Consider the following 25,678-nt stretch of genomic DNA (forward strand, 5'->3'; position numbering starts at 1 on the left):
TGATCAGGCATACGCAGGCCGACGACCGCTCTCGAAGGAGGGCGGTACAGGCAGGAATTATTGGTTTTTTCTGTGCGCAACTGAGTGCGGCGTGGTCGCTTGCAGTATAAACAGCTGCTGACACATCGCGAATCAATAATCTGACTAATTGGCTCGCTAACAACAATAAGGAGTGGAACGTGCTGGCGACAGCTTTGGTATTGATGGCGGCGCTGTTGCATGCGACGTGGAATACGTTAATCAAGTTTAGCGCCGAGCGACTGTTGGTAGTGGCGTGCATGGACACCGTGGCGCTGCTGGTCGTTGCCATCGCGTTTCCATTCGTGAGCTTGCCGCCCATGGAAATCTGGCCGTGGATTCTCGCTTCGGCAGCCTTTGAACTGCTTTATCGCTATCTGCTGATTCAAGCCTACCGGGTCGGCGATCTCGGGCTGGTATATCCGCTGATGCGTGGATTATCGCCTTTGGTGGTGCTCGCGCTGACCCTGATCTTCGCGGGAGAGGTGCTCACCACGCAGCAAATCTTCGGCATCATGCTGATCCCGTTCGGCATGGTTTGTCTGCTATGGCAGGGTGGCGGTGGCAAGCATTTGCCATGGTCGATGCTGCCGGTGGTGGCGCTGATCGGCCTGTGCATCGGCTGCTACACCTACATTGATGGCCAGGCGTTGCGGCGCTGGTCCCATCCTTTGGATTATCTGGTCTGGGTCACGCTGCTCAGCGCCTGGCCGTTTCCGCTGTTGGCATGGGTCGCCAAGCGTCCGGCGTTCATGTTGTTCTGGCGTGAGCAATGGAAGCTGGGGTTGGCGGTGGGCTTCTGCGTATTGGCCAGCTACGCTCTGGTGCTGTGGGCGATGCAGTTGGGTTCGATTGCGGAAGCGGCGGCATTGCGCGAGATCAGCGTGATTCTGGTAGTGCTGTTCGGTATGCGTTACCTCAAAGAACCTTTTGGCCGGCCGCGGCTCTTAGCCTGTGGGCTGGTACTGATCGGCATGCTGGTAATGAAGTTCTGACCGCTCGCGAACTCTAAAACTCGAAAAAGGACGGCGTTATGACGGTGGCTCTGTGGTGTGTGTTGATTGCGATTTTCCTGCCGTATATCTGCACTGGCGTAGCGAAAGCCGTGGGCGGCTACCGGCTGAGTGACAACCACGATCCGCGCGACTTTCTCGAAAGTCTCAACGGTGTGGCGAGGCGTGCCCATGCCGCGCAGATGAACAGCTTTGAAGTGACGCCGGCATTTGCGGCGGCAGTGATTGTTGCGCACCTGGTGGGGACGGCGGAGCTGGTGACGGTCAATGTGCTGGCGGTGCTGTTTATCACCAGTCGCCTGCTCTACATCATTTGCTACCTGGCGGACTGGGCGATCCTGCGCTCGCTGGTGTGGTTTGTGGGGATGGGGTTGATTGCTTCGTTCTTCTTTGTGTCTGTTTGATTATCGGTGTTGCTGATGGCCTCATCGCGAGCAGGCTTACTCCTACATTTTGGAATGCGTTCCCCTGTAGGAGTGAGCCTGCTTGCGATAGCTATCTGATTACCTCAGCAGATTCCAAGGGTTACTTCTTCTCTGTATCAGCCACCTGCGGCACTTGCGGCAGCGCTGCGCCTTTGGGCCAAAGCATCCAGATCTGCCCCTGCTGTTTCATGTCCCCGGCCAGTTGCCCGGCCGCATCACCGGTGCCCCAGAACAGATCCGCACGCACCTCGCCGGCAATCGCGCCGCCGGTATCCTGTGCCGCCACCGGGCGAACCAGTGCCGTGCCATCCGGTTTTGTCGTCGACAGCCACAGCAGGCTGCCCAACGGAATCACCTTGCGATCCACTGCCGCGCTATAACCGGCAGTCAACGGCACGTTCAGCGAACCGCGCGGGCCTTCGTTGCTGTCCGGGTTGCGCGTGAAGAACACGTAGCTCGGGTTGCTGCCCAGCAGTTCCGGAATGCGCGAAGGATTGGCCTTGGCCCAGTTGCTGATCGCGCTCATGGTCACGTCTTCTTTCTTCAGCTCGCCTTGCTCGACCAGCCAGCGCCCGATTGGGCGATACGGATGGCCGTTCTGATCGGCGTAAGCGATGCGCAACTGTTTGCCGTCCTCGGTCTGAATTCGCCCGGAACCCTGGATCTGCAGGAATTGCAGATTCATCGGGTCGGTCAGGTAGGCAACCACCGGGGCTTTCACACCTTTGGATTCAATGGTGGCGGCATCGTCGTAAGGCTTGAGCACGCGACCTTCGAGGCGGCCGCGCAGGCGTTTGCCTTTCAGCTCCGGGTAAATGCTGTCCAGCGAGACAATGATCATGTCTTCGGGCACGCCGTACACCGGCACATTGGCCGTGTCGGTGGGCGTCAGGCTGCCGGGGTAGACCGGTTCGTAGTAACCGGTGATCAACCCGTTCGGGTTGTCGTTTTCAGCGCGCAGGCCGTAAACGTCGAGGTTTTGCTTAAGGAAGGCGCGAATCTCGCCAGCACTTTGTGGCACGTTGGCCGCAGCGGCGCAGGTGGAGCCCCATACGGCATCAGCTTTGAGTCGGGTGCAGGCGCTACGCCACGAACCGAAACCGGCGACCAGATCGCTATCGGATACTGCCGGCAGTGCTTCCCAGGTGGCGCTGGAATAAGTGGCCAGTGCGTGGGTTTTTGGTTTGGCGCTATCACCGCCGGTGCAGCCAGCGAGAATCGCCATTAGAGGCAGGGATGCGATCAGCGGGTGACGCCAGGCCTTGAAAGGGCTGTTCATGGAGTAATTCCTGTGCCGGTTGACCGAGTGCTCCATGCGCTCGAGCAACCCGTATTTTTAATAGGGCTATTGGTGTTTGGCGGTGACGCGAGGATACTGGCCGCCGAATTCCGTGACCTGAAGCCACCATGACTCTTAAAAGCATTTCTGTTGTATTGCTGGCCTGTCTGACCTTGTCCGCCTGTGGCGGTGTCGATCCGAATTCTCCACTGGGCCAACGCAAGGCGATCTTCAAACAGATGCTCAAGACCGGTGAAGATCTGGGAGGCATGTTGCGTGGGCGCATTCCGTTCGACGGGCCGAAATTCGCCGAGGGCGCGGTCAAGCTTGATGCGTTGTCCCATGAGCCGTGGAAGCACTTCCCGCAGGTTCGCGAAGAAGATCACACCAGCGCCAAGGACGATGTCTGGAAACAACAGGCACGTTTTCAGGAAATGGCCCGCAACCTTGAAGCCGCCACCGGTGAATTGGTGATTGCCAGCCAGGTGCAGCCGTACAAGGCCAGCAATCTCGGGCCTGCGGTGCAGAAAGTTGAAGATGCCTGCAGCGCTTGTCATAAACAGTTTCGCGATCATTGATATTTAAAAGATCGCAGCCTGCGGCAGCTCCTACCCTGATCAATGTAGGAGCTGCCGCAGGCTGCGATCTTTTGATTTTTACTTATCGATTTCGTCCAGCGCGTCCTGAAGTTCTTTGCGCGATTCGGCGAGTTTGTCTTTGCGCTTGTTGATCTTCTCTGGATCGCCTTTCTTCATCGCCTTGTCGAGATCAGCCTGGCGCTTGCTCACTTCGTGCTTGGCGTCGAGCACCTTGTTTTCGCGTTCTTTCTTCAGGCCCGCGTCGGTGCAGTGTTCGGTCACCTCACGCAGGGCAGTTTCCAGGCCTGCCTGCTGATCAGCGTTGCCACGCGACTTGGCCTGTTCGATCTGGTTCATGATGCCTTGCTTCTTGGCCGCGCAACCGGTCAGGCCCGGGGCGTCTTCGTCGGCCATGACAGGGGCGGCCATCACGCCACAAAGGGTCAGCATGGCGAGCGGTGCGAGAAATTTCATAAAAGCTCCATGTGCAAAGGCAATCGGGTCGGGGCGGCACTGCGCTGTTGGAGCGCCTCGGTGGTGGTTGGGTTCCCGGGGTACCGGGATTGCGTGTTCAGAAACCGTCGATGCCGGCGTTCCGCAAGGTATCGCTCAAGGCTAACACCTGCGGGTCGCGGAAGAAGGCGCTCAATTGCGCTGCGCGACCGGGGCCGATACCGGGTTCTGCCTGCCATTGTTCGGTGTCTCGTTGTGCCAGCGCCTGCCATGAATCGGGGAGTTGTGCCTCACCGCTTGGCGGCAAGCCCAAAGCCTTGAGCCACTGAGCGAAGGGCCGTTGGCGGGCGCTGTGAAAACTGTGCATCAGGCGGGCGCTGCTGCGTTCGCCAAAGCCGGCAATGTTAGCAAGCTCCGGCTCATCAAGGGTCAACCAATCCAGCAGGTTATTCAGGCGGCCTGTTTCGAAAAGTTTCTCCCAGGTGCCGCGACCGACATGCTGCATCGCCAGTCCCTGCTTGCCACTGAGCCAGGTCAAGCGGGCGAGAAACTGGCTTTCGCAACCAGGGGTAGGTTGCCAGCAACTCAAGGTATGGAAGTCGTCGGCGTTGGGGAGGTTGATCTCTGCCCGCTCGGCGGTTCGCAGCACGACGCCGTCGAGCCGGGGAATGGTCAGGCCGGCGAGGCTGATGGCGACCTGATCACCAGGACGAATATCCAGTGCCTGCCAGCGTTTTAGCGAACTGGCGCTGACCCGTTTTATCTCTCGGTCATCGAGCCTGACCGGGTTCAGCTCGATCACCGGGGTGATGCGCCCGGTGCGCCCGATCTTGAAATTGACCTTGCTGACTTCGGCCAGTACCTGCGCGAATGGGTATTTCCAAGCGATGGCCCAGTAGGGAGCACGTGCCTGCCAGCGTTCGGCGGGTGGGCGCTGACCCTGACGCAGAACCACGCCGTCGGTTGCGAAGGGAAGGGGTGAGCGATACCAGTGATCGCGCCATTTCTGCGCCTCTGCGAGTTCGCTGACCGGTTGGCTGTAAGGTTCCGTCGTGGCGAAACCCAGCGTCGCCAATCTGGTTATTCGCTTGGGCAAGTCCAGGGGGCTTTGCGGCCAGTCCCAGGCGAAGAATCCGATTCCGGCGGCTTGTTCTGTATTCAGGAATTTACGCCCCATCAATCCGGCGACGGTGGCGCGAGCGTTGACGCTGCCGGATTTGGCTTGCACGTGTTCGTTCAAGCGCCAATAAAGTTCGCCTTGTACCAGCAGGTCCAGCGGTTGCGTCAGGCGTTGCGGAATGGCGGCGATCTTTTGCGCTGATGGCGTCCAGTCCTGGCCCCGAATCCCGTCACCACGACTGATGGCCTGATGCAGAACGCCTGCGCGGTAAATCAGCGTCACCGCGACGCCGTCGATCTTGGGTTGTACCCAGACATCCCGGCGGTCGCGTAGCCACGCTTCCACGGCGGCTGCTTCGTGTAATTTATCCAGGCCGGTATGGGCGATGGGGTGGGTGACTGAACCTGAGGCGGTGCGCAGTGGCACAGGTGCGGGTGGCAGATCGAAGCAGCGCTGCCACTCACTTAAGCGCAGACGTGACTGATCGTAGAGTTCGTCGGCAATCAGCGAGCGGCCTTCGCGGTGATAGGCGTCGTCCCATTGGTTGATCTGTTTTTGCAGGGCGGTGATTTCGCTTTTTGCTTGAGTAGCTGGCCATTTCGGGCAATCGGCGTGGGCGTTGAGGGCCGTACAGGCCACGAGGAAAACAAACAGCAGGCGCAGCGTGACAAGCATGGTGAGCGTCCTTGCTCAGGGGGAATGCTTGAAGGTTAGAAGACAATCTGGAGCGTGGTAGACGGGGTGTTTTGCGGGGTGTGTCTGGCCGGAAATTGATGTCGGTTCGGCTGGCCCCTTCGCGAGCAAGCTCGCTCCCACAGGGGGGGGGGGCGAGTTCAAAACTGTATTTCAGGCATGAAAAAGCCCCGCACGGGGCGAACCGTGCGGGGCTTTTTTGTACCGCCAGGGAGTCTTACAGACCAGCAGCAGAGCGCAGGGCGTCGGCGCGGTCGGTTTTTTCCCAGGTGAACGTGGTGAAGGTGTCTTCGCCAACGGTCTTGGTCTCTGACGCGCGACCGAAGTGGCCGTACGCTGCAGTTTCCTGGTACATCGGGTGCAGCAGGTCGAGCATAGTGGTGATTGCGTATGGACGCAGGTCGAACACTTCGCGGACCAGTTTGACGATCTTGTCATCGCTGATCTTGCCGGTGCCGAAGGTGTTCAGCGAGATCGAGGTAGGCTGAGCCACACCGATCGCGTAGGAAACCTGAATCTCGCAACGCTCGGCCAGGCCGGCCGCGACGATGTTCTTGGCCACGTAACGGCCAGCGTAGGCCGCCGAACGGTCAACCTTCGATGGATCTTTACCGGAGAACGCGCCGCCGCCGTGACGGGCCATGCCGCCGTAGCTGTCGACGATGATCTTGCGACCGGTCAGACCGCAGTCACCTACCGGGCCGCCAATGATGAACTGGCCGGTCGGGTTGATGTGGAACTGGGTGTCTTTGCTCAGCAGTTCGGCAGGCAGCACGTGCTTGACGATCAGCTCCATCACGCCTTCGCGCAGGTCTTTGTACGACACTTCAGGGTTGTGCTGGGTCGACAGAACAACCGCGTCGATACCGACAACCTTGCCGCCTTCGTAACGGCAAGTCACTTGCGACTTGGCGTCCGGGCGCAGCCAAGGCAGCAGACCCGATTTACGGGCTTCGGCCTGGCGCTGCACCAACTGGTGCGAGAAGGTGATCGGCGCTGGCATCAGCACGTCGGTTTCGTTGCTGGCGTAGCCGAACATCAGGCCCTGGTCGCCGGCGCCCTGATCTTCAGGCTTGGCACGGTCAACACCTTGGTTGATGTCTGGGGACTGCTTGCCGATGATGTTCATCACGCCGCACGTCGCGCCGTCGAAGCCGACTTCGGAGCTGGTGTAGCCGATGTCGCAGATGACGTCACGAACGATCTGCTCCAGGTCGACCCAGGCGCTGGTGGTCACTTCACCGGCAACGATGGCCACGCCGGTCTTGACCAGGGTTTCCACGGCAACGCGTGCGTGTTTGTCCTGGGCAATAATGGCGTCCAGCACCGCATCGGAAATCTGGTCGGCGATTTTGTCCGGATGTCCTTCGGACACGGACTCGGAGGTGAAGAGGGAGTATTCGCTCATCTCGATGTTTTCCTGAATTTACCGATGGTGAGTGTCGCCAGCCGGTCGCTGAAAATGGCGGACCTGGATCTGGAAACCATTACGTAAGCCTACATAGAGGCTTTCCCCGGGAACGAGTCCCGCAGCGGTGGCCCAACGGGCCAAATCGTCCTGTTCAAACCCCAACCACAGATCACCGCAGGCCTCCCTGGCCCAACTCTGGTTGTGGCTACATAACTCTGTCACGAGCAGGCTACCGCCCGGTTGCAGCAGGTTGGCCATATGCTTGAGTGCGTCGGCCGGCGCGGCGAAATGGTGCAACACCATGTTCAACACCACGCAATCGGCCGTAAGGCTTGTGCCATTCAATGCATCGGCCAATTGCAGGCTGACGTTAGCCAGCTGTTCACGTTCACATACCTGGCGCGCCAGTTCGAGCATCGCCGGGCTGTTGTCCAGCGCGGTTACGGTGCCGAAGCGACGGGCCAGTTCCGGCAAAAAAGCACCATCGCCGGGGCCGACTTCAATGGCCGTGGCTGCACCATCGAAGTTCAGTTTGTCGAGCAGGGCCAGCACGCTGTCACGGTACTGCGGCAGGCCTGCGATCAAGTCTTGCTGGGCACGGAATTTTTCCGCCACCCGGGTGAAAAAGTCCTGACTGGCGGCGGCACGTTGGCCGTGAACCTGTTCGATGCGCGCTTGCACGTCGTCAGGCAGTGCCAGGTTGTCGACTTCTTCTAACAATGCAGCGTGCAGCTTGCCGCCGAGCAATTCGGTGTGGGGCAGGGCGCGGCGATAAAAGATCGCGTTGCCTTCGCGGCGCGTCGCCACCAGATCAGCCTGGGCCAGCACCTTGAGGTGGTGACTCATGCCGGACTGACCAATGCCGAAAATCTGCGCCAGCTCCAGCACGCCGAACGAATCGTTGGCCAGCGCGCGCAATACATTCAGGCGCAGCGGATCGCCGCCGGCCTTGCACAGGGCCGCCAGCTCGTCGCAATCGTCATGGCGAATGGAAGGCACGCGTAAGTTCATAGGGCTGGCAGTCTAGAGAGGGGGGCAAATCATCGCAAGGCCAATATCAAAAAGTTTTGATATTGCTCGATAAATGGCACTTCTCCCGAAACGGTTAACTCTACAAACGAACAGCGGAAAGGTTTCACCTACCGAAACCACTGCTATCCATTGGAAAAACGCCTCCGGATGACTATCTGTCATTGCCCCGAGGCGCTCCGGTGAGGGAAAATGCCCTCCTTTTTTCCGTTTCAATCTATTCACACCCAGGAGATCAGCGATGCCTAGCCGTCGTGAGCGTGCCAACGCCATTCGTGCCCTCAGCATGGATGCCGTGCAAAAAGCCAACAGCGGCCATCCCGGTGCCCCTATGGGTATGGCAGATATCGCCGAAGTGCTTTGGCGCGACTACCTCAAGCACAACCCGAGCAATCCATCGTTCGCCGACCGTGACCGCTTCGTGCTGTCCAACGGCCATGGCTCGATGTTGATCTACTCGCTGCTGCACCTGACCGGTTACGACCTGTCGATCGAAGACCTCAAGCAGTTCCGTCAACTGCACAGCCGCACCCCGGGCCACCCTGAATTCGGTTACACCCCGGGCGTTGAAACCACCACCGGCCCGCTGGGTCAGGGCCTGGCCAACGCCGTCGGTTTCGCTCTGGCAGAAAAAGTCCTGGCAGCGCAGTTCAACCGCCCAAACCACAACATCGTTGACCACCACACCTACGTGTTCCTGGGTGATGGCTGCATGATGGAAGGCATTTCCCACGAAGTCGCATCCTTGGCTGGCACTCTGGGTCTGGGCAAGCTGATCGCTTTCTACGATGACAACGGCATCTCCATCGACGGCGAAGTCGAAGGCTGGTTCACCGATGACACGCCGAAGCGTTTCGAAGCCTACAACTGGCAAGTGATCCGCAACGTTGACGGTCACGACCCGGAAGAGATCAAGACCGCCATCGAAACCGCGCGCAAGAGCCCGCTGCCAACGCTGATCTGCTGCAAGACCACCATCGGTTTCGGCTCGCCGAACAAGCAGGGCAAAGAAGACTGCCACGGCGCCCCACTGGGTGATGCGGAAATCGCGCTGACCCGTCAGGCGCTGAACTGGAACCACGGCCCGTTCGAAATCCCGGCCGACATCTATGCCGAGTGGGATGCCAAGGAAAAAGGTCGCGCGGCCGAAGCCGAGTGGGATCAGCGTTTCGCTGCCTACTCCGCTGCATTCCCGACCGAAGCCAACGAGTTGGTACGTCGTCTGAGCGGTGAGCTGCCAGCTGACTTCTCCGAAAAAGCTTCGGCTTACATCGCTGAAGTGGCGGCCAAAGGCGAAACCATCGCCAGCCGTAAAGCCAGCCAGAACACCCTGAACGCGTTCGGTCCATTGCTGCCGGAACTGCTCGGCGGCTCCGCTGACCTGGCCGGTTCCAACCTGACCCTGTGGAAAGGTTGCAAAGGCGTCAGCGCTGAAGATGCCAGCGGCAACTACATGTACTACGGCGTGCGCGAATTCGGCATGACCGCAATCATGAACGGCGTGACCCTGCACGGCGGCCTGGTGCCTTACGGCGCGACCTTCCTGATGTTCATGGAATACGCCCGCAACGCCGTGCGCATGTCCGCGCTGATGAAGAAGCAAGTGATCCACGTCTACACCCACGACTCCATCGGTCTGGGCGAAGACGGCCCGACGCACCAGCCGATCGAACAACTGACCAGCCTGCGTACCACACCGAACCTCGACACCTGGCGTCCAGCCGATGCCGTTGAATCGGCCGTGGCCTGGAAAAACGCTCTGGAGCGTAAGGACGGCCCATCGGCGCTGATCTTCTCGCGTCAGAACCTGCAACACCAGGAACGCGATGCCGGCCAGATTGCCGACATCAGCCGTGGCGGTTACGTGCTGAAGGACTGCGCAGGCGAGCCTGAGCTGATCCTGATCGCCACCGGTTCGGAAGTCGGTCTGGCTGTTCAGGCGTTCGACAAGCTGACCGAACAAGGTCGCAAGGTGCGTGTGGTTTCCATGCCGTGCACCAGCGTTTTCGATGCTCAGGACGCTGGCTACAAACAAGCCGTGCTGCCGTTGCAGGTCAGCGCGCGTATCGCGATCGAAGCGGCACACGCCGACTTCTGGTTCAAGTACGTGGGTCTGGAAGGTCGCGTGATTGGCATGACCACTTACGGCGAATCGGCTCCGGCTTCGGCACTGTTCGAAGAGTTCGGTTTTACCCTGGAAAACATCCTGGGTCAGGCTGAAGAACTGCTGGAAGACTGATCCAGAAAAGATGTCGTCTGAGCTGACGCCTTCGCGAACAAGCTCGCTCCCACATTGGAACGCGTTTCCCTGTGGGAGCGAGCCTGCTCGCGAAAGCGTTGGTGCGGGCAACATCGCACTGCCCGATTCACCACGGTAATCGAGAACCCCATGCCTCAACCGCGTCCCTACAAAGTTGCACTCAACGGCTACGGCCGCATTGGTCGTTGCGTCTTGCGTGCGTTGTTTGAGCGAGGCGAGAAAGCCGGGTTTGAAATTGTCGCGATCAACGATCTGGCGGACATGGCCAGCATCGAATACCTGACACGCTTCGACTCCACTCACGGCCGTTTTCCGGGCGAGGTGCGAGTAGAAGGCGATTGTCTGCATATTAATGGCGACTGCGTGAAGGTCCTGCGCAGTGCCACCCCCGAAGGCATCGATTGGGCGTCGCTGGGCGTCGATCTGGTGCTTGAATGTTCCGGTGCCTACAACACCCGTGAAGACGGCCAGCGTTTTCTCGACGCTGGCGCGCCGCGCGTGTTGTTCTCGCAGCCAATGGCCAGCGAGGCGGATGTCGACGCCACCATCGTTTACGGCGTCAATCAGGATTGCCTGACCGGCGACGAACTGCTGGTGTCCAACGCCTCCTGCACCACCAACTGCGGCGTGCCGCTGTTGCGCTTGCTCGACAAGGCGATCGGCCTCGATTACGTGTCGATCACTACGATTCACTCGGCGATGAACGATCAGCCGGTGATCGACGCCTATCACCATGAAGACCTGCGCCGCACGCGTTCGGCGTTCCAGTCGGTGATCCCGGTGTCCACTGGTCTGGCGCGCGGTATCGAGCGCCTGCTGCCGGAACTTGCCGGGCGAATTCAGGCCAAAGCCGTACGCGTGCCGACGGTCAACGTGTCCTGCCTCGACATCACGATGCAGACCGCCACCGCGACCGATGCCAATGAGGTCAACCGGATCCTGCGCGAAGCCGCCACCAGCGGCCCGCTCAAAGGTCTGCTCGCCTATACCGAGCTGCCGCACGCCAGTTGTGATTTCAACCATGACCCACATTCGGCCATCGTCGATGCCAGTCAGACCCGTGTTTCCGGCCCTAAGCTGGTGAACATCCTGGCCTGGTTCGACAACGAATGGGGTTTTGCCAACCGAATGCTGGACGTAGCAGAACACTATCTGCAAACAGCAACTTCAAAAAAACCGTAGGAAGTGCGACCCATGACCGTGTTGAAGATGTCCGACCTCGATCTGCAAGGTAAGCGCGTATTGATCCGCGAAGACCTCAACGTCCCAGTCAAGGACGGTGTTGTCACCAGCGATGCGCGTATCCTGGCTTCGCTGCCGACCATCAAGCTGGCCCTGGAAAAAGGCGCGGCCGTGATGGTCTGCTCGCACCTTGGCCGTCCGACCGAAGGCGAATTCTCTGCCGAGAACAGCCTCAAGCCTGTCGCTGACTACCTGAGCAAGGCCCTGGGCCGTGAAGTGCCGCTGGTGGCTGATTACCTGGGCGGTGTTGACGTCAAGGCCGGCGACATCGTGCTGTTCGAAAACGTGCGCTTCAACAAGGGCGAGAAAAAGAACGCTGACGAACTGGCCCAGCAATACGCCGCCCTGTGCGACGTGTTCGTGATGGACGCTTTCGGCACCGCTCACCGTGCCGAGGGTTCGACCCATGGCGTGGCCAAGTTCGCCAAAGTCGCTGCCGCAGGTCCGCTGTTGGCCGCTGAACTGGATGCACTGGGCAAAGCCCTTGGCGCACCGGCTCAGCCAATGGCTGCCATTGTTGCCGGCTCCAAGGTCTCGACCAAACTCGACGTGCTGAACAGCCTGAGCCAGATCTGCGATCAACTGATCGTCGGCGGCGGCATCGCCAACACCTTCCTCGCGGCGGCCGGTCACCCGGTTGGCAAGTCGCTGTACGAACCGGATCTGCTCGACACCGCACGCGCCATCGCTGCCAAAGTCAGCGTGCCACTGCCGGTTGACGTAGTGGTTGCCAAGGAATTCGCCGAAACCGCAGAAGCCACCGTCAAGCTGATCGCTGACGTCGCTGCCGACGACATGATTCTGGACATTGGCCCGCAAACCGCAGCCAACTTCGCCGAACTGCTGAAATCGTCGAAAACCATTCTGTGGAACGGCCCGGTCGGCGTGTTTGAATTCGACCAGTTCGGTAACGGCACCAAAGTGCTGGCTCAGGCCATCGCTGAAAGCTCGGCGTTCTCCATCGCCGGCGGCGGCGACACCCTGGCCGCGATCGATAAATATGGCGTGGCTGAGCAAATCTCCTACATTTCCACCGGTGGTGGCGCGTTCCTCGAATTCGTCGAGGGCAAAGTGCTGCCAGCCGTAGAAGTCCTGGAAAGCCGGGCCAAGGCCTGAGGCCGCCCGTTTGGCCAGGCAAAGGAGTGTTTACATGGTCAAGTCGTTAGCACTGTTGTTGCTGACCGGTACGCTGGCGGCCTGCGGGAGTAACCCGAAGGCCGAAGCCACGCCGGCGCCGAGCGAGTCGCAGAAGGGCTGTTATCAGGCCGACTGGCAGGCCGAAACCAACCCGGTGCTGAACAAGCGTTCGGGGCCGGACGGCCTGGACAAATACGAGACGCAAACCCCGGCCAAGGAACATGGTTGTCCTTGACGGGTCTGACTCTTTAACTCAGGGCTGGCGGCGTGCGCCGTCAGTCGAGGAACACGGATGAAAGGCTTGATCGCCATCGCGGCGTTGGCATTGTTGGGCGGTTGCGCGCAGTTGAACCTGTTTCAGTCGTCTGCTCCGGCGGATCACTGGACCACCTGGACCTGCGACAGCCAGGCCAAAGTGCTGTGGCGTTACGCCGATGCCGGCCAGAAGGAAGTCGACGTGCGACTGGGTGGCGGTGATCAGGTCTATCGCCTGAAAGAAGAACCGGGCGCCTCGGGCACGCTGTACAGCGACGGCATGCTGGCATTTCACGTCAAGGGTGAGGAAGGCTTGGTGTACTGGGTCGCCACCAATGACCTGATCGGCCGCGGCTGCAAAGCGCAGTAATTGCAACACCGCAGGCCCAATGTGGAAATAGATCCAACTGTGGGAGCGAGCTTGCTCGCGAAAGCGGTGGATCAGCTTGCATCAATGCTGAATGCCAAGCCGCATTCGCGAGCAAGCTCGCTCCCACAGGGGTTCTGTGTAGCTCTCAGGATTTTGCTTTATCGAATCACCAGACCGGGCCTCAACCCCCGATCTGCAATCACTTGAATAGCCGCCGCCGCTCCGGCAGGCTGGCACGATTAACGACCCTCAACCGGGAGAGACACACACAATGGCACTTATCAGCATGCGCCAGATGTTGGACCACGCAGCCGAATTCGGCTACGGCGTTCCAGCCTTCAACGTCAACAACCTTGAGCAGATGCGCGCCATCATGGAAGCCGCTGACAAGACTGACTCCCCGGTGATCGTTCAGGCTTCGGCCGGCGCTCGCAAATACGCCGGCGCGCCTTTCCTGCGTCACCTGATCCTCGCCGCGATCGAAGAATTCCCGCACATCCCGGTGTGCATGCACCAGGATCACGGCACCAGCCCTGATGTCTGCCAGCGCTCGATCCAACTGGGCTTCAGCTCGGTGATGATGGACGGCTCGCTGGGCGAAGACGGCAAGACCCCGACCGACTACGACTACAACGTCCGCGTTACCCAACAAACCGTAGCCATGGCTCACGCCTGCGGCGTTTCGGTAGAAGGCGAGCTGGGCTGCCTGGGTTCGCTGGAAACCGGCATGGCCGGTGAAGAAGACGGCATCGGCGCTGAAGGCGTTCTGGATCACAGCCAAATGCTGACCGACCCGGAAGAAGCCGCTGACTTCGTCAAGCGCACACAAGTCGATGCCCTGGCCATCGCCATCGGCACCAGCCACGGCGCCTACAAGTTCACCAAGCCACCTACCGGTGACGTTCTGGCGATCGACCGCATCAAGGAAATCCACAAACGCATCCCGAACACCCACCTGGTGATGCACGGTTCCTCGTCGGTGCCACAAGAATGGCTGGCGATCATCAACCAGTACGGCGGCGACATCAAAGAAACCTACGGCGTACCGGTTGAAGAAATCGTCGAAGGCATCAAGTACGGCGTGCGCAAGGTCAACATCGACACCGACCTGCGTCTGGCATCCACCGGTGCGATGCGTCGCCTGATGGCCACCAACCCGAGCGAATTCGACCCGCGTAAATTCTTCGGCGCGACCGTAACCGCGATGCGTGACGTGTGTATCGCTCGTTATGAAGCGTTTGGCACTGCGGGTAATGCTTCGAAGATCAAACCGATCTCGCTGGAAGCGATGTATCAGCGTTATCTGAAGGGTGAGTTGAACGCTAAGGTTAACTGAGCCTGAGCGTTTAACTGCTTTAAAAGAAACCCGCCGTGAGGCGGGTTTTTTGTGGGCGTGATTAAACAAATATTTCCGCTACCTCTTCAAGCGCGGGCATCACTGCTGGAATGACGGTGAGCTCGCAATCCAGAGCGGCAATAACACGTGCATAGGCGTTCATGCCCACAGAAAGGGCGCCTTTCTCTATAGCGATGACTTTGTATCGCGTCACCCTCGCGAGGTCGGCGAGTTGCGCTTGCGTTAGCCCGCGCGCCCTACGCTTTATGCGTAATTGGGCGGCGAGGCGGCTCATTAATAGAACGTGATCCATGTACTGTCTCTGTAACTTTCAAAGTTAAATGTGACGTAAACGCTACATTTGATCGTTATGAGTCCGCTCGCACGCGCCGCGCCTACTTGATCTTCCAGACCCTTTTTCAAGCTGCTTGCGCCGCCTTCTCCACAGTGGCACTTCACAAGGCACAGCTAGCTGAATGGCACCTGTAAAGGAAGTTTGGAAGATTTTCGACGAAAAGTCCGTTATCAGTGACTACTCCTTCAGTTCAACGTGATCCAGCGCCTGATTCACCGCCAGTTCACAGAGCATGACCACTTGCGCAATGCCCAGCGCGGTCTTGCGGTGTGAGGTGCCGAGCATGGCGGCGAAGTTGTTGAGCATTTCGCTGGCTGAACCCAGGGTCTCGCTGGCGTTGGCCAGCAGGGATTCGGTGTTGTACTTCGGGTTGGCGAGGTACATGGGTTCGGGTTTATGCGTACTTGCCATGATGAAGGCGGACGGTTTGAGGTAATGGTCGAGGGCGCGTTCGGCGGCGTCGTTGAGTTTTCTGGAATCAAGAGATTCGTAGGGCGATGCGGGATCTGTTTCTGGCGGGTGTGGCGTTGATTTGATCATGTTTCGTCTCCGGTAAATGGAGCCGACACCGGATCGCTACTAAACGAAGAGGGTGGCAGCTGAACGCAGGTTAGTAGACCGGGGAGACGCGACCGGCGCACCCGAAGGCGCCCTGCGTACAGCTACCATCAAGTGCAGGCTTAGAAATACCTGACTGAACGGATGCACATACGCTTCGCGTAACCACGGGCTACTAAACCCGATCACTGGAAATCAGTGATGCGAATCAAGTTACCGATGGCCCGCCAGGCGCACAAGCCGGCGGATTCTGGCGTAGTGGTAGGCAACGGCGCAAGCTGTTGTAGGCATCCGGAAGTAACTGCTGACAGATCTAAACAGCGCTGTTTAAAAGGCTGGATTTAAAGCAGGTCAACCGAGCATCCAGCGCTTCAACTGAACGAGCAATCCACTGTAAAGCGGTGTCTCCGCACTTGAATCAGCGCAGTGAGTTGGCTGGGGAAGAGGCATCTCTTTCAAGTGATAGCCGGTCAGGGCATGGCGCCCGCCTCCCGTGGCATGAGCGCGGATGGCGCTGAGTGTCGGGTAACCTCTCAAACAGTCCATTTCTCCTTGCCAGCTATCTTTTGCATCGGCGATGTCGGTCATGAACCAAACGTCGGTGTAGGTACTGTCTCGGTGGTAATAAGACCCGGCAATCGGGTAGCTCTGAGCGTTATCTTTCAGCGTGCCCCACAACTGACCGTTGTTTGCGTTTGCATGGGTAATGTCTATGCAAAAGCTGTTGTCGTCGTTGCAGAAGTTTCCGAGTGGACTTGGCATGGGGTGGCTTCTAGGCAATTAAATTGTCAGCCAACGTTATCGGAGTTGGTCAATAGCGCCAACTGTCAGGTCTGTCAGGTTTTTATGCGATTTTTTTATTTCTTTGCATTTTTAAAGTCGGTTTTGACTGCAGCGAGTATGTACCAGCGTGGATTGGCGGGAGGAATGTACAAGAGGTATTGAAAGCCGCAAATTTTTGTTTTTTATCAGGAAAAGTCTAAAGATTGCGGCCTTCGGCGGCTCCCCCATAGTTGAATTATGTAAGTCTCGAAAGAAGCAGCAGTCTTTTTCATTTGCGCTGTTTTTCATGAGCGGATCAAATCTTTACCGTTTGTCGGGACTGTCATTTCTATCAGGTGCGCGGAAGATATTGAATATTCTAAGCTCACCTCGCTACCAATATCGGTAGAGACAAGGAAGAGGATTTAATCATGGCTAACGCACCGACATTACAAGGCGCTGAATTTCGAGCTTCGGAAGGTGGAATTCGAGTCTGGGGAGTGGGCGCTGTTCCGGGTTGGAGAGTTGATTTGCATAAGGCTGGCAGCGGCGAGCTATTGGGCGCAGGTCCCGTAGATGCTAACGGGTACTTTAATTTTGTTGCCAATTACGCCCAGATGCCTAAAGGCAGTTACCCCGTTCAAGTCCGACAAACAAACAATTCTGAAACATCTTATTGGAGTCAAACAGTTCAAGTGTCTGTTTCTTGAGTAAATGCGGTAATGTTTCTAGATAGTTGAAGTCTGCCAGTATTTTTAATTGCATTCTAGACTGCTATCTCAACCCCTCGGGCTAGATGCCGTATGTATTGCTAGTCGATGAGGAGACTACATTCATGCTTTATCGTGTCACGAAGAACCCGTCGAACGGCGGGTTCTTCGCGAGCTGGTTGTATGCGCAGTAGGCGTCTTACAACTATTAGGGGGGGATCTTGCCGACCAGAGTAGCTCCGCTACTGCGGTAAGTGATCGCCGGTCCAAAAAAGCGCTTCTGTACTCATCGCAGGCCTCAGCGAGCGTGTCGACCAGCGATATTGCGGCGTATTTCGATGTTCCACAGCGGTATGCGCCTCAGGTGGTTCCGCAGATCATCGTGCTTGCTCAACTGGCGGTTAATCGGGTGGCTACCTAGAGTTCAAGTGACGAGTTTCGGTGCTACGCGACTGAATTCTCGTGGGAATGGGGCGGTTTTCAGGCAGCGATCACTGGTAGGCCGGATCTGGAAGAGGCCGTATTTGATTTTTGAGTATTGGTAAGACTATTTGTCGTGATCAATATCCAGTTTGGAAAACGTCACTTGGCCCCCTTCACTGGTGTACCCGGTATTGTCCTGCACATATACCCCAGCCTTGAAGTACAACGGCTTGTTTCGCCACGTCGCACTGATCTGTGAATCCCACTGATAACCCGCCGCACTCACACCCAACGCACCGCCGGGGCTCAGGTGTATGAGGTAGTTGAATTCGCGATCCAGTTTGATCCCGGTCGCCAGCGTGATAACGCGACTCTCATCCTCGTCCGGGTGCATTCGCACCTTGATCACCAGGTTGCCGGTTTCGGTTTTTGTCTTGTACTGATACTCAAGTTTGACCATCGGCTTCTGGCTTTCATAAGCATGAATCTGGCCGATGACGATCTTGCCGGAGCTCGGCACTTTGTTCACCGTGACGGTCGCGCGCAATGAATTGTCGGCATCCGGGTAATACCAGTTGCGCAGGGTGCCGTTGCTGTAGGTTTCGCGCAGTTCGGTGCGCGGATAAATGGCGTTTTCGGTTTTTGACCCGGTAACCGGTGACCAGAAGAACAAGGTGCCGGTGTCGGAATGGAAGTACTGATCTTTGAAGCCGTTCACCAGTTTTGAGGTTTCGACGGTGTATGGCGGGCTGCCAACGGGAACGCTGAGGTTCCAGGTTGCGAGGTCGATCATGTCGGTTCTTCCACTCAGTTCATCCTGAACGCGGGTGCCAGAAGCTCTAGCCCGCGCCTTTTCGGGCGGCCTTTATAAGCGTAGAGGGATTTTTTGTTAATGCCCGTTTGGCAGATGATTGACGTCAACATCCTGTCGAAATGCCATCTCTGCCGGTTTCCGGGGGCTTCAGCGGTGACCGTTAGTCGGCAAACTCACGCTTTGGTTAAATGATGGCCTGATGACAGCTTCTGCTTTCCTGGATCCAGTACTAGAGTGAAGGCTCAGTATGTGTGCGGTTTTTATCGGAAACCGACCGAAAGTCCCGACAAGAGAAGCAGCATGGAATGCGCGCAACCCCCGCCAGGTGAAGGCAGCTCTGTCCTTTTGATCGTTGATGATTACCCTGAAAATCTGATCAGCATGCGCGCGTTGCTGCAGCGCCAGGATTGGCACGTCCTCACCGCAGCCTCCGGTTTCGAAGCGCTCAATATTCTGCTCTCCCACGACGTCGATCTGGTGCTGCTGGATGTGCAGATGCCGGGCATGGATGGCTTTGAAGTTGCGCGATTGATGCGTGGCAGCCAGCGCACGCGCCTGACGCCGATTATCTTTCTGACTGCCAACGAGCAATCCCAGGACGCCGTGATCAAAGGCTATGCCAGTGGCGCGGTGGATTACCTGTTCAAGCCGTTCGACCCGCAGATCCTCAAGCCCAAAGTTCAGGCGTTGCTGGAACATCAGCGCAATCGCCGCGCGTTGCAGCGCTTGAGTCATGATCTGGAGTTGGCGCGCGCCTTCAATGCTTCGGTGCTGGATAACGCTGCCGAAGGGATATTGGTGGTGGGCGAGGACGGTTTGATCCGCTTTGCCAACCCGGCGATTTCACGACTGCTCAATGCCCCGGTGAAGGAACTGGAAGGTAAGGAGTTTCTCGACTACCTGCAGAAACCGCACATTCCGCTGTGGGCCGATTCCGAGTTTTATGCCAGCTACAGGCGTGGCGAGACGCTAAGACTCCACGACGCCTTGTTGCGCACCGCGCCCGGCCAGCAAGTGCCGGTGGCGCTGTCCTGCGCCGCGCTGCCCAGCGAGCAACATGCGATGGTGGTGACCGTGCTGGACATGTCGGTGGTTCGACACTTGCACCAGCAACTGGAATTTCAAGCGGTGACCGATCCATTGACCGGGTTGCTCAACCGACGCGGGTTTTACCAGACCGTTGAAAACCTGCTGCTGCGTGGCGAGCGCAGCGACAGCAGTTGGGTGTTGCTGTATCTGGACCTCGATGGCTTCAAACGGGTCAACGATTCGCTAGGCCACGATGCCGGCGATCGGGTGTTGCGCTGGGTTTCCGAGCAATTGAAGGCATGTCTGCGGCCGTTCGACATTCTTGCGCGCATGGGCGGCGATGAATTTACCGCGCTGCTGGATCTGGAGTTTCCCGAGCAAGCGGCGAAGATTGCCGAAAAACTCATCGAACGGGTGTCGATCTGTCAGCAGATTGAAGGGTTGGACATCGCTCTAGGCGCCAGCATCGGCATCGCCACTTACCCGGACTGCGGCTCGGACCTTGACGGGTTGCTGCGTGCCTCCGACATCGCCATGTACGAAGCCAAGCGCGCCGGGCGCCAACAATATCGTTTCTACGATCATGAAATGAACGGCCGGGCGCGTTCGCGATTGATGCTTGAAGAAAGTGTGCGTGCCGCCATCGAGAACCGCGATTTCAACTTGGTGTATCAGCCGCAGGTGGCCATCGACACGGGCCAGATTCGTGGCTTCGAAGCCTTGTTGCGCTGGCAGCACCCGAGCGTTGGCGATGTGCCGCCGGGGTTGTTCTTGCCGTTGCTGGAAGAGGCGCGGCTGATCAGCCGCCTCGGCAGCTGGATTTATCATCGTGGTGCCGGTCAGCGCAAAGCCTGGGAAACCCTGTTTGCCGAAGATCTGGTGCTCGGTGTGAGTTTGAGCAACACCCAGTTCAGCCTGCCGAATCTGGTCACCGAGTTGCGTCAGGTGATGGAACGACATGCCTTGCAGCCTCGGCAACTGGAGGTCGAGGTCACCGAAGAAGCGCTGATGCAGAATCCCGACGAAACCCGCAAACAACTGCGGTTGCTGCGCAATCTGGGCGTGCGGGTGGCGCTGGATGACTTCGGTTCCGGGCCGTGTTCGCTGGCGCATTTGCGTGATCTGGAGCTGGATACCCTCAAGCTTGATCGCCATCTTATTGCGCGGTTGCCGGACTCCAAACGCGACGCCTCGCTGGTCAGTACGGTGATCAGTCTGTGCAAACAATACGGTTTGCTGGTGATTGCCGAGGGGGTGGAAACCATCGAGCAATACCAATGGCTGCAAGCCCATGGCTGCGAATACGTGCAGGGTTTCCTCGTCGCGCGGCCGCTGATGGCCGAGGATGCGGTCAGCTTCGCCGAACCGTTTGACTGGAGCGCGCTGCCCGGTTGAATTCGCTACACTGGCGCACCTTTTCGAACCGTGTCGCCCGTCCATGACTGTGTTGAAGTACCTCCAGGCCTATCCCGCGCAATTGCAGGACCAGGTGCGCCAGCTGATTGCCGAAGGGCGTCTGGGTGAATACTTGAATCAACGCTATTCAGGGCGACACGACGTGCAGAGCGACAAGGCTTTGTACAGCTACGCGCTGGACCTGAAGCAGGAGTACCTGCGCAACGCCCCGGCCATCGACAAGGTGCTGTTCGACAACCGCCTCGACCTGACCCACCGCGCTCTGGGTCTGCACACCACGGTTTCACGGGTGCAGGGCGGCAAGCTCAAGGCCAAGAAAGAGATTCGTATCGCCTCGTTGTTCAAAGACGCCGCGCCGGACTTTCTGAAAATGATCGTGGTGCATGAACTGGCGCACTTCAAAGAGTCGGATCACAACAAGGCGTTCTATAAATTGTGCGAGCACATGCTGCCGGGGTATCACCAGGTCGAGTTTGATCTGCGTGTGTACCTGACGTGGCGCGATATGCAGGCTTAACAGTACGCAACCAGGAAGGTGTGGATGGACGTCAGCAAGACCAAAAGCAGTTTCTACCGCCGCTTGTATGTGGCGTACCTGATCGACAGCGGTCTGGCGCCGAGTGTGCCGACGCTGACCGAAGTGACCGGCATGCCCCGGCGCACGGCGCAGGACACGATTGCCGCGTTGGCGGATCTGGATATCGTCTGTGAATTTGAGCAGGAAGAGGGCGCGCGTAATCACGCCGGGCGCTATCGGATTCGTGAGTGGGGGGCGATTGATCGTGGGTGGATCGAGCGTAATTTGCGGCAGATCAAGGCAGTTCTGGGATATCCCTGAAAAGCCCCTCACCCCAGCCCTCTCCCAGAGGGAGAGGGAGCCGATTGGGGGATATTGGAGAAGTACGCCGACTTGAGCGAATTTCTCTGAATCCATAATCGACTCGGCTTTTCAGGTCGATGTCTGCCGCAAGACAATAAGGTCAGTCCCCTCTCCCTCCGGGAGAGGGCTAGGGTGAGGGGCTGTTCAGGCACGACGCATCCCAATGTGTGGAATGTCATCCTCCAGATACTCTTCACCCGCCACAACAAACCCGTACCGACCGTAATACCCCTGCAAATGCGCCTGCGCCGACAGATAGATCGGCACCTGCGGCCAATGCTTCTCGGCCTGTTTCAGTGCTTGCTCCATCATTTCGTGCCCTAGCCCTTTGCCGCGCCCTTGCGGTGCGGTAATCACGCGGCCGATCACCACGTCACCCCCCTGGGATTCCGGATCCAGCAGGCGCAGGTACGCCATTAACTGGTCATCCTCCCACCCCATCAGATGGTAGGTGTCGCCTTCCAGATCCTGGCCATCGAGGTCCGGATAGGCGCATTTCTGCTCGACGACGAACACGTCCGAGCGCAGCTTCAACAGCGCGTACAGTTGTTCCTTGCCCAGATCACTGTGATGTTTGCAGACCCATTCGATTGTCATTTGCCGATTCCTTGAACGTGTCGCCCGATACTAAGCGCCTGTGGCAAAGATGTCTGTATGGCGTAAGAGTCTGTGACAAAGGTCAAAATGCCATCATTCCTTTCTCGCAGCCTCGGTGACTTTGTGTAATCTGCTGGAGAGCCCTGTGCATTGGCTGCAATGAGCTAATGTTAGGGCCTGGGTTTTGCCGGTAAGGGGCCTTGGGGTTTTGGCTGAAAACATGCTGGGCAACTTGCCCGCTAAGGATTTTCAAGCATGCCGCGTTTGCATCGAGCCTTTGCTTTGATCGGATTGCTCTTGCTGGCTCAGACCGCTGCAGCGGATAAGCTGCGGCTGGTGTTTGATATCTGGCCACCCTTTACCGACGACACGCTGGTCAACGGCGGCCTGGCCACCGACATTGTCAGCACCGCGCTGTCCAGAGCCGGTTACGCCAGCGGTTACGAACAGGTGCCGTGGGCACGGGCGCTGCTTGGCGTGGGTGAGGGCCGTTACGATGTGCTGGTCAACGCCTGGTACAACGACGAGCGGACCAGGCTCGGGCAATTTTCCGGGGAATACCTGCTCAACCGCATCCGCTTTCTCAAGCGCAAAGACACGCCACTCGACTATTCCAATCTGCAGCAACTGCACACCTATCCGATTGCGGTGGTGCGCGGCTACGCCTATTCGGCGCCGTTCGATGCCGACACGGCGTTGCAGAAAGTCCCTGTGCATAACTTCGCCATGGCCGTGCGCATGCTCGCGGCGGATCGGGTCAAGCTGACGCTGGAAGATGAGTATGTGGCGAAGTATTACCTGGCGCGGGAATCCGCCAAGGTGCGCAATTCGGTGGAGTTTTTACCCAAGCCGTTGAGTGAGAACAGCCTGCATATATTGGTGAGCCTGAAGAATCCGCAGCATGAGCAGATTGTCGCGGGGTTTGATAAGGCGATTGCGGCGATGAAGGCGGATGGGAGTTATGACAAGTTGCTTCGCCAGCATGGCATGTGAGGGCTGATCCAGAATTTTTTGTGTGGCTGATGGCCTCTTCGCGAGCAAGCTCGCTCCCACATTGGATTTGTGAACGACACAGAACACATGTGGGAGCGAGCTTGCTCGCGAAGGCGTCCTGTCAGCCAGCGCTGATCTCACTGGTGTCCTTGATAAGGTGCGCCGCCAACGTCCGCAACGGCCCCAACTGCCGACAGATCAACGCCAGTTGCGTCTGCACCAACCGCTGCCCCTCATCGATCTCATCGGCCATCTGCTCCAGCTCATTGGCCAGCGCTTCTTCTTCATCACTCTGAATCGCCACCGGCTGCTTGTTGGCCAGCCCTTGGGCAATTTCATCAATACTCGTTGCCAGTTTCACCCCGGCGCCATCAATCAAATGCTCGCGCACATCCGCCGGCAACTGCGTCTCGCGGTGTGCACCCAGCCCTGACAGATAACTCAACAACGTGTGCGACAGCACCAGAAAGCGGAATCCGACATCGGCTTCCTTACGGAAATGCCCCGGCTCCATGAGCATGTTCGCCAGCGTTGTCGACAGCGCCGCATCGGCGTTGTGCGCGTTGCGGCGGGCCAGCCGATAGGCGAGATCGTCGCTCTTGCCGGCGGCGTATTGCTGCATGATCTGGCGCAGGTAGATGCTGTTGCAGGTCAGAGTGTTGGCCAGCACTTTGTTCAGGCGTCGGCCCTGCCAGTCCGGCAGGAACAGGAACACCGTCAGGCCGGCAATCAGGCTGCCGAGCAAGGTATCGAACAACCGTGGCAGGAACAGTCCGTAACCGTCGCCGACCTGATTGAAGCAGAACAGCACCATGATGGTGATCGCCGCTGTCGCCAGGGTGTAGCGGGTGGTGCGGTTGGTAAAGAACACCACGCCGGCAGCGATGGCGAAACACGACTGCACCAACGGACTCGGGAACAGATCGAACAGCGCCCACGCCACGGTCAGGCCGATGGCGGTGCCGAAAATCCGCTGACCGAGTTTGCGCCGCGTCGCGCCGTAGTTCGGCTGGCAGACGAACAGCGTGGTGAGGATGATCCAGTAACCCTGCGACGGGTGAATCAAATGCACCATGCCGTAACCGATACTCAGCGCCAATGGCAGGCGCAGGGCATGACGGAACAGCAGAGACGTTGGCGTCAGTTGCGTGCGCAGGCGCACCCAGACATCTTTGAGGTTGCGCGGCGAACGGTCGAGCAGGCTGCTGTCGGTCGCGTCGGCCAAGGCGTCGGGGTTGCTCGCGTCGCTGAGCAAACGGTCGAGGGTGCCGAGGTTGGCCGCCAGTGCGCGCAGCGAACGCAACAGTCCGCGCCACGCCGGGTTGCTCTGGATGCGCAGGTGTTCAAGGGAGGCGTCGAGGTCGCTCAGGGCTTCGGCGAAACTCGCGTCATAAATAAATGGCTGGCGCATCTGGATCGATTCGGCCAGAGCGCGGCAGGCCTTGCCTTGCTGGCGCAACAGGCGTTGGCAGCGGAACAGCACGTCGCTGTGGAAGAACGCTTCGGCCAGTGCGTTGTACGGATAGTGCGAAGAACTCGCGCGTTCGTGGATGTCCTGAGCGAGGAAGTACAGCTTCAGGTAACGGCTGACTTTCGAGCCGGGGCGGCCGTTGCCGACGCGGTGCAGGATGATTTCCTTGGCACTGTTCAGCGCCGCCACCACGCGACCGTTTTGCTGGGCCAGTTCCAGCCGCCGGGCTTCGACGTCCATCTGCCGGATCGGCTCGAACAGCGACGATTTCAGCTTCAGGTAAAATCCCAGTTCGCGGAACAGCCGCGCCAGACTCTGCTGCACTGGCTGGTTGGAAAACAGCGCCTGCCACACCACCGAGAGCAAGCCGTACCATGCGGCACCGGCGACTAGCAGCATCGGTTCGTGCCAGAAATCGGTGACCGCACCGCCGCGCTGATCAACGCCGATCATCGTGTAGACCGACAGAATCAACGTCGCCGAGGCAATCGCGCCATAGCGCTCGCCGAGCGCACCGAGCATGGTCAGGCCGAAACTGGCCAGCGCCAAAGCAATGGCAAACACGATGGGGTAGGGGAAGAGTAATTCGACCGACAGCGCGGCGATGCTGAAACACACCAGTGTCACGGCGAGGGCATTGAGGCGGCCCTGCCAACTGTCGTCGGTTTCGGCCAGGGCGCTGGCGATAATCCCCAGGAACAATGGGATCAGCAGGCCCATTTCATCCTGATACCAACACAGCGCCATGCTGCCGGTCAGGGCGATGAACACCCGCACGCTGTAGCTGAATTTATCCAGCGCCCACAGGCGCCGCAAAGACTGACGAAACGAGGTCGAGGACATGAAGTGCGAAGGCCTTCCGAGGCGATGCCGCTAAATTGAGCCAGTAATGACGCCGACGCAATGGCGCCGATCACATCTGACAGCAAAAAGTGTTCCTTTTACATACTCCACAAACCACTGTGGGAGCGAGCTTGCTCGCGAATGCGATGTGTCAGTCACCACAATGTTGACTGAAAGACCGCTTTCGCGAGCAAGCTCGCTCCCACAG

General features: G+C 58.5%; 25 protein-coding genes. 14 read left to right on the plus strand and 11 right to left on the minus strand.

The window, feature by feature from the left end; all coding sequences use genetic code 11:
• Positions 1–179 precede the first annotated feature (179 nt).
• Positions 180–1,013: an EamA family transporter gene (locus BMY54_RS02930; protein WP_093429860.1), complete on the plus strand. Its 834-nt coding sequence runs from the start codon at positions 180–182 to the stop codon at positions 1,011–1,013.
• Between the two features lie 38 nt (positions 1,014–1,051).
• Entirely contained in the window at positions 1,052–1,435 is a 384-nt protein-coding gene (locus tag BMY54_RS02935) for an MAPEG family protein (RefSeq protein ID WP_008081053.1), read from the plus strand.
• A 121-nt stretch (positions 1,436–1,556) separates the two neighbouring features.
• Here the strand turns inward: BMY54_RS02935 and BMY54_RS02940 are convergent, their stop codons facing one another.
• A complete protein-coding gene (locus BMY54_RS02940) occupies positions 1,557–2,735 on the minus strand; it encodes a murein transglycosylase A (protein WP_093429861.1) in 1,179 nt (392 codons plus the stop codon).
• 128 nt (positions 2,736–2,863) lie between these two features.
• Between BMY54_RS02940 and BMY54_RS02945 the strand changes: the two genes are divergently transcribed.
• Positions 2,864–3,313 carry a c-type cytochrome gene (locus tag BMY54_RS02945; RefSeq protein ID WP_093429862.1) on the plus strand — a complete coding sequence of 150 codons (450 nt, stop codon included), beginning with the start codon at positions 2,864–2,866 and terminating at the stop codon, positions 3,311–3,313.
• A gap of 78 nt (positions 3,314–3,391) precedes the next feature.
• On the opposite strand, the gene BMY54_RS02950 is transcribed toward BMY54_RS02945, so the two are convergent.
• The 4 genes from BMY54_RS02950 to BMY54_RS02965 all read right to left on the minus strand — a co-directional run bounded on the left by BMY54_RS02950 (position 3,392) and on the right by BMY54_RS02965 (position 8,001).
• Positions 3,392–3,787, minus strand: a complete 396-nt coding sequence (locus tag BMY54_RS02950) for a DUF1090 domain-containing protein (RefSeq protein WP_093429863.1) — start codon at positions 3,785–3,787, stop codon at positions 3,392–3,394.
• A 97-nt stretch (positions 3,788–3,884) separates the two neighbouring features.
• On the minus strand, positions 3,885–5,561 hold the full coding sequence (gene ligB, locus BMY54_RS02955) for an NAD-dependent DNA ligase LigB (protein WP_093429864.1): 1,677 nt from the start codon (positions 5,559–5,561) through the stop codon (positions 3,885–3,887).
• Positions 5,562–5,796: 235 nt separating this feature from the next.
• Entirely contained in the window at positions 5,797–6,987 is a 1,191-nt protein-coding gene (metK, locus tag BMY54_RS02960; protein WP_093429865.1) for a methionine adenosyltransferase, read from the minus strand.
• Positions 6,988–7,005: 18 nt separating this feature from the next.
• Positions 7,006–8,001: an ArsR/SmtB family transcription factor gene (locus BMY54_RS02965; RefSeq protein ID WP_093429866.1), complete on the minus strand. Its 996-nt coding sequence runs from the start codon at positions 7,999–8,001 to the stop codon at positions 7,006–7,008.
• 259 nt (positions 8,002–8,260) lie between these two features.
• Here BMY54_RS02965 and tkt point away from each other — a divergent pair, with 259 nt between their 5' ends.
• The 6 genes from tkt (at position 8,261) to fba (ending at position 14,619) form a co-directional block, all read left to right on the plus strand.
• Positions 8,261–10,258 carry a transketolase gene (gene tkt, locus BMY54_RS02970; protein ID WP_093429867.1) on the plus strand — a complete coding sequence of 666 codons (1,998 nt, stop codon included), beginning with the start codon at positions 8,261–8,263 and terminating at the stop codon, positions 10,256–10,258.
• A gap of 150 nt (positions 10,259–10,408) precedes the next feature.
• Positions 10,409–11,461 (plus strand): erythrose-4-phosphate dehydrogenase, encoded by a 1,053-nt coding sequence (gene epd, locus BMY54_RS02975; RefSeq protein ID WP_093429868.1) that lies wholly within the window; start codon positions 10,409–10,411, stop codon positions 11,459–11,461.
• Between the two features lie 12 nt (positions 11,462–11,473).
• Positions 11,474–12,637 carry a phosphoglycerate kinase gene (locus tag BMY54_RS02980; RefSeq protein WP_007913753.1) on the plus strand — a complete coding sequence of 388 codons (1,164 nt, stop codon included), beginning with the start codon at positions 11,474–11,476 and terminating at the stop codon, positions 12,635–12,637.
• Between the two features lie 34 nt (positions 12,638–12,671).
• A complete protein-coding gene (locus tag BMY54_RS02985; protein WP_007913756.1) occupies positions 12,672–12,893 on the plus strand; it encodes a hypothetical protein in 222 nt (73 codons plus the stop codon).
• A 57-nt stretch (positions 12,894–12,950) separates the two neighbouring features.
• The gene (locus BMY54_RS02990) at positions 12,951–13,283 is read left to right on the plus strand and encodes an MliC family protein (RefSeq protein ID WP_093429869.1); all 333 of its coding nucleotides are present in this window, start codon (positions 12,951–12,953) and stop codon (positions 13,281–13,283) included.
• A 271-nt stretch (positions 13,284–13,554) separates the two neighbouring features.
• Complete coding sequence (gene fba / locus BMY54_RS02995; protein ID WP_007913760.1) at positions 13,555–14,619, plus strand: class II fructose-bisphosphate aldolase; 1,065 nt, start codon at positions 13,555–13,557, stop codon at positions 14,617–14,619.
• Positions 14,620–14,680: 61 nt separating this feature from the next.
• Here fba and BMY54_RS03000 read toward each other — a convergent pair whose 3' ends face one another.
• The 3 genes from BMY54_RS03000 to BMY54_RS03010 all read right to left on the minus strand — a co-directional run bounded on the left by BMY54_RS03000 (position 14,681) and on the right by BMY54_RS03010 (position 16,294).
• The gene (locus tag BMY54_RS03000; protein ID WP_093429870.1) at positions 14,681–14,932 is read right to left on the minus strand and encodes a helix-turn-helix domain-containing protein; all 252 of its coding nucleotides are present in this window, start codon (positions 14,930–14,932) and stop codon (positions 14,681–14,683) included.
• Between the two features lie 219 nt (positions 14,933–15,151).
• Positions 15,152–15,514: a DUF6124 family protein gene (locus BMY54_RS03005; protein WP_093429871.1), complete on the minus strand. Its 363-nt coding sequence runs from the start codon at positions 15,512–15,514 to the stop codon at positions 15,152–15,154.
• Between the two features lie 369 nt (positions 15,515–15,883).
• The gene (locus BMY54_RS03010) at positions 15,884–16,294 is read right to left on the minus strand and encodes a hypothetical protein (protein ID WP_093429872.1); all 411 of its coding nucleotides are present in this window, start codon (positions 16,292–16,294) and stop codon (positions 15,884–15,886) included.
• A 431-nt stretch (positions 16,295–16,725) separates the two neighbouring features.
• Between BMY54_RS03010 and BMY54_RS29760 the strand changes: the two genes are divergently transcribed.
• On the plus strand, positions 16,726–17,004 hold the full coding sequence (locus BMY54_RS29760; RefSeq protein WP_139213377.1) for a hypothetical protein: 279 nt from the start codon (positions 16,726–16,728) through the stop codon (positions 17,002–17,004).
• A 547-nt stretch (positions 17,005–17,551) separates the two neighbouring features.
• Here BMY54_RS29760 and BMY54_RS03015 read toward each other — a convergent pair.
• On the minus strand, positions 17,552–18,220 hold the full coding sequence (locus BMY54_RS03015; protein WP_093429873.1) for a polysaccharide lyase family 7 protein: 669 nt from the start codon (positions 18,218–18,220) through the stop codon (positions 17,552–17,554).
• A gap of 321 nt (positions 18,221–18,541) precedes the next feature.
• Between BMY54_RS03015 and BMY54_RS03020 the strand changes: the two genes are divergently transcribed.
• From BMY54_RS03020 to BMY54_RS03030, 3 genes are read left to right on the plus strand one after another with little or no spacing between them, the layout of a single operon-like run.
• Positions 18,542–20,665 (plus strand): putative bifunctional diguanylate cyclase/phosphodiesterase, encoded by a 2,124-nt coding sequence (locus BMY54_RS03020; protein ID WP_093429874.1) that lies wholly within the window; start codon positions 18,542–18,544, stop codon positions 20,663–20,665.
• 43 nt (positions 20,666–20,708) lie between these two features.
• Complete coding sequence (locus BMY54_RS03025) at positions 20,709–21,203, plus strand: M48 metallopeptidase family protein (protein ID WP_034153713.1); 495 nt, start codon at positions 20,709–20,711, stop codon at positions 21,201–21,203.
• 24 nt (positions 21,204–21,227) lie between these two features.
• On the plus strand, positions 21,228–21,524 hold the full coding sequence (locus BMY54_RS03030; RefSeq protein WP_093429875.1) for a winged helix-turn-helix domain-containing protein: 297 nt from the start codon (positions 21,228–21,230) through the stop codon (positions 21,522–21,524).
• Positions 21,525–21,710: 186 nt separating this feature from the next.
• On the opposite strand, the gene BMY54_RS03035 is transcribed toward BMY54_RS03030, so the two are convergent.
• On the minus strand, positions 21,711–22,163 hold the full coding sequence (locus BMY54_RS03035; protein WP_034153611.1) for a GNAT family N-acetyltransferase: 453 nt from the start codon (positions 22,161–22,163) through the stop codon (positions 21,711–21,713).
• 255 nt (positions 22,164–22,418) lie between these two features.
• Between BMY54_RS03035 and BMY54_RS03040 the strand changes: the two genes are divergently transcribed.
• On the plus strand, positions 22,419–23,156 hold the full coding sequence (locus BMY54_RS03040; protein ID WP_093429876.1) for a substrate-binding periplasmic protein: 738 nt from the start codon (positions 22,419–22,421) through the stop codon (positions 23,154–23,156).
• 121 nt (positions 23,157–23,277) lie between these two features.
• Here the strand turns inward: BMY54_RS03040 and yccS are convergent, their stop codons facing one another.
• Complete coding sequence (gene yccS / locus BMY54_RS03045; protein ID WP_093429877.1) at positions 23,278–25,470, minus strand: YccS family putative transporter; 2,193 nt, start codon at positions 25,468–25,470, stop codon at positions 23,278–23,280.
• Positions 25,471–25,678: the final 208 nt, after the last annotated feature.

Origin of the sequence: Pseudomonas sp. ok266, assembly GCF_900110195.1 — a bacterium.
GTDB classification, from domain to species: Bacteria; Pseudomonadota; Gammaproteobacteria; order Pseudomonadales; family Pseudomonadaceae; genus Aquipseudomonas; species Aquipseudomonas neuropathica.

Excerpts from the sequence above, each read along its gene's own strand:
- BMY54_RS02935 (WP_008081053.1), top strand. The coding sequence starts at position 1,052 with ATGACGGTGGCTCTGTGGTGTGTGTTGATTGCGATTTTCCTGCCGTAT.
- BMY54_RS02940 (WP_093429861.1), bottom strand. The coding sequence starts at position 2,735 with ATGAACAGCCCTTTCAAGGCCTGGCGTCACCCGCTGATCGCATCCCTG.
- BMY54_RS02945 (WP_093429862.1), top strand. The coding sequence starts at position 2,864 with ATGACTCTTAAAAGCATTTCTGTTGTATTGCTGGCCTGTCTGACCTTG.
- BMY54_RS02950 (WP_093429863.1), bottom strand. The coding sequence starts at position 3,787 with ATGAAATTTCTCGCACCGCTCGCCATGCTGACCCTTTGTGGCGTGATG.
- ligB (WP_093429864.1), bottom strand. The coding sequence starts at position 5,561 with ATGCTTGTCACGCTGCGCCTGCTGTTTGTTTTCCTCGTGGCCTGTACG.
- metK (WP_093429865.1), bottom strand. The coding sequence starts at position 6,987 with ATGAGCGAATACTCCCTCTTCACCTCCGAGTCCGTGTCCGAAGGACAT.
- BMY54_RS02965 (WP_093429866.1), bottom strand. The coding sequence starts at position 8,001 with ATGAACTTACGCGTGCCTTCCATTCGCCATGACGATTGCGACGAGCTG.
- tkt (WP_093429867.1), top strand. The coding sequence starts at position 8,261 with ATGCCTAGCCGTCGTGAGCGTGCCAACGCCATTCGTGCCCTCAGCATG.
- epd (WP_093429868.1), top strand. The coding sequence starts at position 10,409 with ATGCCTCAACCGCGTCCCTACAAAGTTGCACTCAACGGCTACGGCCGC.
- BMY54_RS02980 (WP_007913753.1), top strand. The coding sequence starts at position 11,474 with ATGACCGTGTTGAAGATGTCCGACCTCGATCTGCAAGGTAAGCGCGTA.
- BMY54_RS02985 (WP_007913756.1), top strand. The coding sequence starts at position 12,672 with ATGGTCAAGTCGTTAGCACTGTTGTTGCTGACCGGTACGCTGGCGGCC.
- BMY54_RS02990 (WP_093429869.1), top strand. The coding sequence starts at position 12,951 with ATGAAAGGCTTGATCGCCATCGCGGCGTTGGCATTGTTGGGCGGTTGC.
- fba (WP_007913760.1), top strand. The coding sequence starts at position 13,555 with ATGGCACTTATCAGCATGCGCCAGATGTTGGACCACGCAGCCGAATTC.
- BMY54_RS03000 (WP_093429870.1), bottom strand. The coding sequence starts at position 14,932 with ATGGATCACGTTCTATTAATGAGCCGCCTCGCCGCCCAATTACGCATA.
- BMY54_RS03005 (WP_093429871.1), bottom strand. The coding sequence starts at position 15,514 with ATGATCAAATCAACGCCACACCCGCCAGAAACAGATCCCGCATCGCCC.
- BMY54_RS03010 (WP_093429872.1), bottom strand. The coding sequence starts at position 16,294 with ATGCCAAGTCCACTCGGAAACTTCTGCAACGACGACAACAGCTTTTGC.
- BMY54_RS29760 (WP_139213377.1), top strand. The coding sequence starts at position 16,726 with ATGGCTAACGCACCGACATTACAAGGCGCTGAATTTCGAGCTTCGGAA.
- BMY54_RS03015 (WP_093429873.1), bottom strand. The coding sequence starts at position 18,220 with ATGATCGACCTCGCAACCTGGAACCTCAGCGTTCCCGTTGGCAGCCCG.
- BMY54_RS03020 (WP_093429874.1), top strand. The coding sequence starts at position 18,542 with ATGGAATGCGCGCAACCCCCGCCAGGTGAAGGCAGCTCTGTCCTTTTG.
- BMY54_RS03025 (WP_034153713.1), top strand. The coding sequence starts at position 20,709 with ATGACTGTGTTGAAGTACCTCCAGGCCTATCCCGCGCAATTGCAGGAC.
- BMY54_RS03030 (WP_093429875.1), top strand. The coding sequence starts at position 21,228 with ATGGACGTCAGCAAGACCAAAAGCAGTTTCTACCGCCGCTTGTATGTG.
- BMY54_RS03035 (WP_034153611.1), bottom strand. The coding sequence starts at position 22,163 with ATGACAATCGAATGGGTCTGCAAACATCACAGTGATCTGGGCAAGGAA.
- BMY54_RS03040 (WP_093429876.1), top strand. The coding sequence starts at position 22,419 with ATGCCGCGTTTGCATCGAGCCTTTGCTTTGATCGGATTGCTCTTGCTG.
- yccS (WP_093429877.1), bottom strand. The coding sequence starts at position 25,470 with ATGTCCTCGACCTCGTTTCGTCAGTCTTTGCGGCGCCTGTGGGCGCTG.